Here is a 6,643-nt window from a genome sequence, read left to right on the forward strand (position 1 = left end):
AGCACCCTTGTGCGCCTCATCAACGCCCTCGAGCGCCCCGACTCGGGCACGGTGACGGTGGACGGCGCCGTGGTCTCCGCACTGGACGGGCGCGACCTGCGCCTTGCGCGGCGCAAGACCGGGATGATCTTCCAGCACTTCAACCTGCTGAGCTCGCGGACGGTGCGGGGCAACGTCGAACTGGCGCTCGAGATCGCCGGGCAGGACCGCGCGGCGCGGCGCCGTCGGGCCGGGGAGATCCTCGAGCTCGTGGGCCTCGACGACAAGCGTGACGCCTATCCCGCCCAGCTCTCGGGCGGGCAGAAGCAGCGGGTGGGTATCGCCCGGGCGTTGGCCACCAACCCGAGCGTGCTGCTCAGCGACGAGGCCACCTCCGCCCTCGACCCCGAGACCACGCGGTCCGTCCTCGACCTCATCCGCGACCTGAGCCGGGAGCTGGGCCTGACGGTGCTGCTCATCACTCACGAGATGGACGTGATCAAGCGCGCGTGCAACTCCGCCGCCGTCATGGCCGACGGACGCATCCTCGAGCACGGGCGGGTGGACGACCTCCTCGCGACCGAGGGTTCACGCCTGGCCGCCGCCCTCTTCGAGCTGGGCGAGCTCCCGCCCGACCGGGGCACCACCATCGTCGACATCACCTTCACCAAGACCACGTCGAGCCGGCCGGTCGTCGCCCAGCTCGCCCGCAGCCACGGCCTCGACGTCGGGATCCTCGGCGCCGCGATCCAGACGATCCACGGTGACCGGCAGACCGGCCGGACCAGGCTTGAGATCCCGGGCAGCCCGGAGCAGGTGCGAGCGGCCATCGACGACCTGCGCGGCCAGGGACTCTTCGTGGAGGTGGTCCGGTGATCGATCGCACCGATCCCGGCTTCTGGTCGGACATGTTCCAGGTGGTCTGGGAGGCCACCGGGCAGACGGCCTACATGGTGCTGATCTCGCTCCTGCTCACCGTCGTCCTCGGCCTCGCCATCGGTATCCTGCTCGTCACGACCGAGGACGACGGGCTGCTGGCGAAGCCCTTCGGCTCGCGGTTCGTCGGCGTGGTCGTCAACTGGGTTCTCGAGGTCGTCGTCAACCTGGGGCGGTCGATCCCGTTCATCATCCTGATGATCCTGCTGATCCCGGTCACGCGGCTCGTCGTCGGCACCGGGTTCGGCCCGACGGCGGCGATCGTGCCCCTGACCGTCGCCGGGATCCCGTTCTTCGCCCGACTGGTCGAGATCGCCATCCGGGAGGTGCCCGCCGGCGTCGTCGAGGCGGCGGAGTCCCTCGGTGCCACCCGGTGGACGATCCTCACCAAGGTGCTCGTTGCCGAGTCGGTGCCGGCGCTCACGCTCGGGCTGTCCACCACGGTGGTCTCGCTCATCGCCTACTCGGCCATGGTCGGCACCGTGGGCGGTGGCGGCCTGGGCGACGTCGCGTTCCGCTACGGCTACCAGCGCTACAGCATCGAGTACATGCTCGTCGTCGTCATCATCCTGGTGGTCATCGTCCAGATCCTGCAGAGTGCCGGGAACCACCTGGCCAAGAGGCTCTCGCACCGTTGATCGGCCACCGCCGATCACTGACCGCTGAGCGACAGCCCGACGGATCGCACCGCCCCGGCGATCGCCCGAGTGCGCCAACCCCCATCCCACCGACCGAGACCACTTCCGCCCCAACCGACAAAAGGATCCACACGATGCGCAAGACCCGCACCCTGCTCACCGGCGTCACCGCCGTGACCCTCGCTCTCGGCCTCGCCGCGTGCGGCACGTCCGAGGCGGACAACGGTGCCGGCGCGGCCTCCGACGTCGTCCACGTGGGCGCCCTGGCCGTGCCCGCCGGTGACATGCTCAACTTCCTCGCCCAGGACCTCGCCCCCGCGGCCGGGCTGACGATCGAGTTCACCGAGTTCAGCGACTACAACACGCCCAACCCGGCGCTCGTGGAGGGCTCGGTCGATGCGAACCTCTTCCAGAACACCACCTTCCTGGAGACGTTCAACGAGGCCAACGGGGCGGACCTGGTGAGCGTCGGCGAGGTCTACCTCCCGCCGATGGGCCTGTACTCCAACGAATACTCCACGCTCGAGGACCTGCCCGACGGCGCGAGCATCGCTATCCCGAACGACCCCACGAACGAGGGCCGCGCGCTCAAGCTGCTCGCCGAGCGGGGCCTCATCGAGGTCACCGAGGAGCCCATCACGCTCGCCGACATCACCGCGAACCCCAAGAACATCGACTTCATGGAGATCGAGAACGCCTCACTGCCCCAGGCCGTGAACGACCAGGACGCTGCGATCGTCACCGCCGCGTTCGCGATGCCGGCCGGCCTGACCGCCGACCAGCAGATCTTCGCCGAGGGCACCGACAGCGCGTACTTCAACGTGCTCGCCACCACGCCCGAGCTGGTCGACGACCCGCGCATCACGAAGCTCTACGAGCTGCTCACCTCGGACGAGGTGGCCACGTGGCTCGAGGAGGAGTACGACGGGATCATCATCCCGGCGAAGTGATCGACCCGGACCGCCCCCTGAACGGAGCCGTTCAGGGGGCGGTGCCACGTTCCGGGGCGGGCTGGCCTCGCGGGGCCGCAGGATCCTGCGGGATGGCGCGGCGGAGCGCCGCGTGCAGCCCCGCCAAGGTGAGCCGCCCGGTGGCCCGGCCTGCTCCGTCGTGCACCTCGACCGCCCCGTCCGGGCTGGCGGCGAGCGCGGTGAAGGCCGCCTCGAGGCTCTCGCCGAGACCGAGGGCTGGTGTCGCTGCGGCACCGTCGACGGTGCGGGCACCGTCCTGATCGACGGTGCGGGTGCCGTCCTCACCGGCTGCGGCGTCCGGTTCGAGATCCTGCGCACGCAGCGTGGTGACGGCGAGCATCCGCAACGACCTCGCGGCGCCGATGAAGTTCTCCACGAACGCGGTGGCGGGTGCGGCGAGCACCTCACCGGGTGCGGCGATCTGCTCGAGGTGGCCGCCCTGGCTGAAGACCGCGACGCGGTCGCCGAGCCCGACCGCCTCGTCGATGTCGTGCGTCACCAGCAGCACCGTGGTGCCGAGCTCGGTGTGGATGCGTCGGAACTCCGACTGCAGGGCGCGCCGGCCCTCCGGGTCGACGGCGCCGAACGGCTCGTCCATCAGCATCACGCGCGGGTTCGTGGCGAGCGCCCGGGCCACCCCGACGCGTTGCCGCTGACCGCCCGAGAGCTCGTGCGGGTACCGCGGGCCGTGCGCCGCCGGGTCCAGCCCGACGAGCTCGAGGAGCTCGTCGACCCGCGCCCGGGTGCGGGCCCGGTCCCAGTGCAGCAGGCCGGGGACCGTCGCGATGTTCTGGGCCACCGTCCGGTGCGGGAAGAGCCCGACATTCTGGATCACGTACCCGATGCCCCGGCGCAACGCCACCGGGTCCTGCCCGGCGACGTCCTCGCCGTCGAGCAGCACACGGCCGGCCGTGGGTTCGACGAGCCGGTTGACCATGCGCAGGAGCGTGGACTTGCCCGATCCGGACGGGCCGACGAGCGTGAGCAGCTCGTGCTCGTAGACCTCCAGGTCGAGCCCGCTCACCGCGACCGTGCCGTCGTCGTACGCCTTCCGCACACCGTCGAAGCGGATGAGGGGATGACCCGGATCGAACGGCATCCCACGACGGTACCCGCCGGGGCGCTCGTGCGGGCGGAGGGGTACGCCGGGGCGCTCGTGCGGGCGGCGGGGTACGGTCGTGCAGGTGGGACCGATGCGTGCGGCGGTGGACAACCCGTGGTTGTCGTGGCGCTACGTCGAGAACAACTGGTCGGACATCGTCACCCTGACCGGTCAGCACGTCAGCCTCACCCTGCAGGCGGTGCTCATCGCCATGGCGATCGCGCTCCCGCTCGCCGTGCTCGCCCGGGCCCGGCCCGCGCTCGCGGCCACCGTCCTCGGCGGCTCGGCCGTGCTCTATACCGTCCCCTCGATCGCGCTGTTCGGCCTGCTGGTCCCGTTCACCGGCATCGGGCGCACCACCGTGCTCATCGGCCTGGTCGCCTACGCGATGCTGGTGCTGGTGCGGAACATCCTCGTCGGGCTGCAGTCCGTGCCGGACGAGGTCACGGACGCGGCGGAGGGGATGGGGTACTCGGCGTCTCGGCGGCTCGTCGCCGTCGACCTGCCCCTCGCCCTGCCGGCCATCATCACGGGCGTGCGGCTGGCGACGGTCACGACGGTCGCGCTGGTGACCGTGGGTGTGGTGGTCGGCTACGGCGGACTCGGCCAGCTCATGTACCGCGGCTTCAACTCCGGGTACCGGGCCGAGATCATGACCGCCACGCTGCTGAGCCTGGCGGTGGCGCTCGTGGCCGATGTCGTGCTCCTGCTGCTCGGCCGCGCCGTGACGCCGTGGCTGCGCCGGAGGGCCGCCTGATGGTGGTGAGCCCTTGATGAGCGACGTGCTGTCGGACGCGGTCCGCTTCCTCAACGATCCCCTGAGCTGGACCGAGCGCAACGGCATCCTCGACCTGCTCGGGGACCACCTGTGGATGACGCTCGTCGCCGTGGCGCTCGGGACGGTCGTCGCGCTCCCGCTGGGGATGTGGCTGGGGCACTCCGGGAACGGCGGGCACGGCGGGAACCGCGGAATGACGGTGGTCGGCGTCGCCAACCTGACCCGCGCGATCCCGACGCTGGCTCTGCTCATGATCTTCACCGCCGGTCTCGGGCTCGGTCAGACGCCGACCATCCTCGCCGTCGCGATCTTCGCGGTGCCGCCGATCCTGTCGAACACCTACACGGGGCTGCGTGAGGTCGACCCGGACGCGCGCGACGCCGGGCGCGGGATGGGCATGTCGCCCACCCGGCTGCTCCTCCAGGTCGAGCTGCCCCTCGCGCTGCCGCTGATCGGGGCCGGCATCCGCACCGCCGTCGTGCAGGTGGTGGCGACGATCTCGCTCGCCGCTCTCGTCGGTGGCGGCGGACTCGGGCTCGTCATCTCGAACGGGATCTTCACGCAGCGGTTCGGGCAGGCGCTCGCCGGCGCGCTGCTCGTCGTCGTCCTGTCCCTGGGGATCGAGGCGCTGCTCGCCTACGGGCAGCACGTGCTCACCCCGACGCCGCTGCGCCAGCAGCGTCGCCGGCGTCGCCGCGCACCGGTGATCCAGCCCGCAGCCTGATCGGAAGGCATGGTCCGGGGGCGGCCCGGGGGCCTCGCTGATCGGCCCAACGGCCCGATGACGCGGAAGGAGGCGAGGTCGACCGGTGGCCGGTAGGTGGTACGGCAGAGGTCCAGCACGGTCCCGGAGGTGGGATCGGTGAGCCGGCGGCGCCAGGCCCCAGCGCCGGCACCCCCACCAACCGACCGGGGAGATCACGATTGCGCAAAGAAAGCCGTCCGATCATGGGTCCCACCTTGCGGTGGCGGCGCCCGCACGCTCGAATGAACCCGGTCATGTCCACGAGGCACCATGCGTGCCGCAGCAGGAGGTCATCCATGCGCACGCCACGTCTCATCGCTGCCGCCGGCGGGATCACGCTGCTTCTCGCCGCCTGCGGGGCGCCCGGCTCGTCCGGCGGCGGGACCCCCACCACCGGGGGTGCGACCTCGTCCGCGGTGACCTCAGCCGCCGCCTGCGCCCCGGTCGCGGACAACGCACTGGTGGTGCTCGAGGACGACAAGAACCTCCAGACCGTCGACAACGTCATCCCGGCCATCTACGCCTCCGCGGCGCAGCCGGCCATGATCGCCGCGCTCGACGCCGTCTCCGCCAGCCTCGACACCCCGGCCCTCATCGAGCTCAACAAGCAGGTCGACGTCGAGCGCAACACCGCCAGCCAGGCTGCCGACGCCTACTTCACCGACGCCGGCATCGAGGTGACGGACACGTCGGGCTCCGGCAACGTCGTCGTGGGGGCCGGCAACTTCTCCGAGTCCGCCACGCTCGCCGAGCTCTACGCCCAGGCGTTGACCGCGGCGGGCTACACCGTCGAGGTCCGCACGATCGGGAACCGGGAGACCTACGAGCCCGCCCTCGAGTCGGGCGAGCTCACCGTCGTCCCCGAGTACACAGGCACGCTCACCGAGTTCCTCAACGCCAAGATCAACGGGGCCGACGCCGCCGCGAGCAACCCGCAGGCGAGCGCGGACCTGGATGAGACGGTCACCAATCTCACGGCGCTCGGCGAGCAGGTGGGTCTGACGTTCGGCCAGCCCTCCGCGGCGGCCGACCAGAACGCCTACGCCGTCACCGCGGCCTTCGCCGAGGAGCACGGCGTCGCCACCCTCTCCGAGCTCGCCGAGGCGTGCTCCGGCCTCGTGCTCGGGGGCCCGGTGGAGTGCCCCGACCGGCCGTTCTGCGAGCCGGGCCTCGAGCAGACCTACGGCCTGGACTTCGCCGAGTTCGTCTCGCTCGACGCCGGTGGCCCGCTCACCAAGCAGGCGCTGACGTCCGGTGCGATCGCCGTCGGCATGGTGTTCTCCTCCGATGCGGCGCTCGCGACGAACTGATCCCCACCGCGAGCCGGCAGCAGGGAGCCCGCACACCGACCGGTGTGCGGGCTCCCGGCACCGTGCCGACCGGCGTGTGTGCCTGAACGGGCCGATGTGGTCGCGTGAGCGGGGCGTCGGTGCCCTCCGATAGTTTCGCCACCATGAGGCGAGCGGGCAGCGCAATCCTTCCGGGGCCGGTCAG

Annotated in this window: 7 protein-coding genes; 6 read left to right on the forward strand and 1 reads right to left on the reverse strand. The window is 71.4% G+C overall.

Annotated elements, in window-relative coordinates; translation table 11 throughout:
- The 3 genes from ACYC1Z_RS13420 to ACYC1Z_RS13430 form a co-directional block, all read left to right on the forward strand.
- Positions 1 to 855 (forward strand): methionine ABC transporter ATP-binding protein (locus tag ACYC1Z_RS13420; RefSeq protein WP_461410026.1); only part of this gene is annotated, 855 nt, incomplete at its 5' end.
- Positions 852 to 1,553 (forward strand): methionine ABC transporter permease, encoded by a 702-nt coding sequence (locus ACYC1Z_RS13425; RefSeq protein ID WP_461410027.1) that lies wholly within the window; start codon positions 852 to 854, stop codon positions 1,551 to 1,553. The genes ACYC1Z_RS13420 and ACYC1Z_RS13425, both read left to right, overlap by 4 nt.
- 134 nt (positions 1,554 to 1,687) lie before the next feature.
- On the forward strand, positions 1,688 to 2,503 hold the full coding sequence (locus ACYC1Z_RS13430; RefSeq protein ID WP_461410028.1) for a MetQ/NlpA family ABC transporter substrate-binding protein: 816 nt from the start codon (positions 1,688 to 1,690) through the stop codon (positions 2,501 to 2,503).
- Between the two features lie 31 nt (positions 2,504 to 2,534).
- On the opposite strand, the gene ACYC1Z_RS13435 is transcribed toward ACYC1Z_RS13430, so the two are convergent.
- The gene (locus ACYC1Z_RS13435) at positions 2,535 to 3,623 is read right to left on the reverse strand and encodes an ABC transporter ATP-binding protein (RefSeq protein ID WP_461410029.1); all 1,089 of its coding nucleotides are present in this window, start codon (positions 3,621 to 3,623) and stop codon (positions 2,535 to 2,537) included.
- A gap of 94 nt (positions 3,624 to 3,717) precedes the next feature.
- On the opposite strand from ACYC1Z_RS13435, the gene ACYC1Z_RS13440 reads away from it, so the two are divergent.
- From ACYC1Z_RS13440 to ACYC1Z_RS13450, 3 genes are all read left to right on the forward strand, one after another.
- Positions 3,718 to 4,383 (forward strand): ABC transporter permease, encoded by a 666-nt coding sequence (locus ACYC1Z_RS13440; RefSeq protein ID WP_461410032.1) that lies wholly within the window; start codon positions 3,718 to 3,720, stop codon positions 4,381 to 4,383.
- Positions 4,384 to 4,399: 16 nt separating this feature from the next.
- Entirely contained in the window at positions 4,400 to 5,128 is a 729-nt protein-coding gene (locus tag ACYC1Z_RS13445; RefSeq protein ID WP_461410030.1) for an ABC transporter permease, read from the forward strand.
- Between the two features lie 317 nt (positions 5,129 to 5,445).
- Entirely contained in the window at positions 5,446 to 6,459 is a 1,014-nt protein-coding gene (locus tag ACYC1Z_RS13450; protein ID WP_461410031.1) for an ABC transporter substrate-binding protein, read from the forward strand.
- Positions 6,460 to 6,643 lie beyond the last annotated feature (184 nt).

The organism is Georgenia sp., from assembly GCF_054605595.1.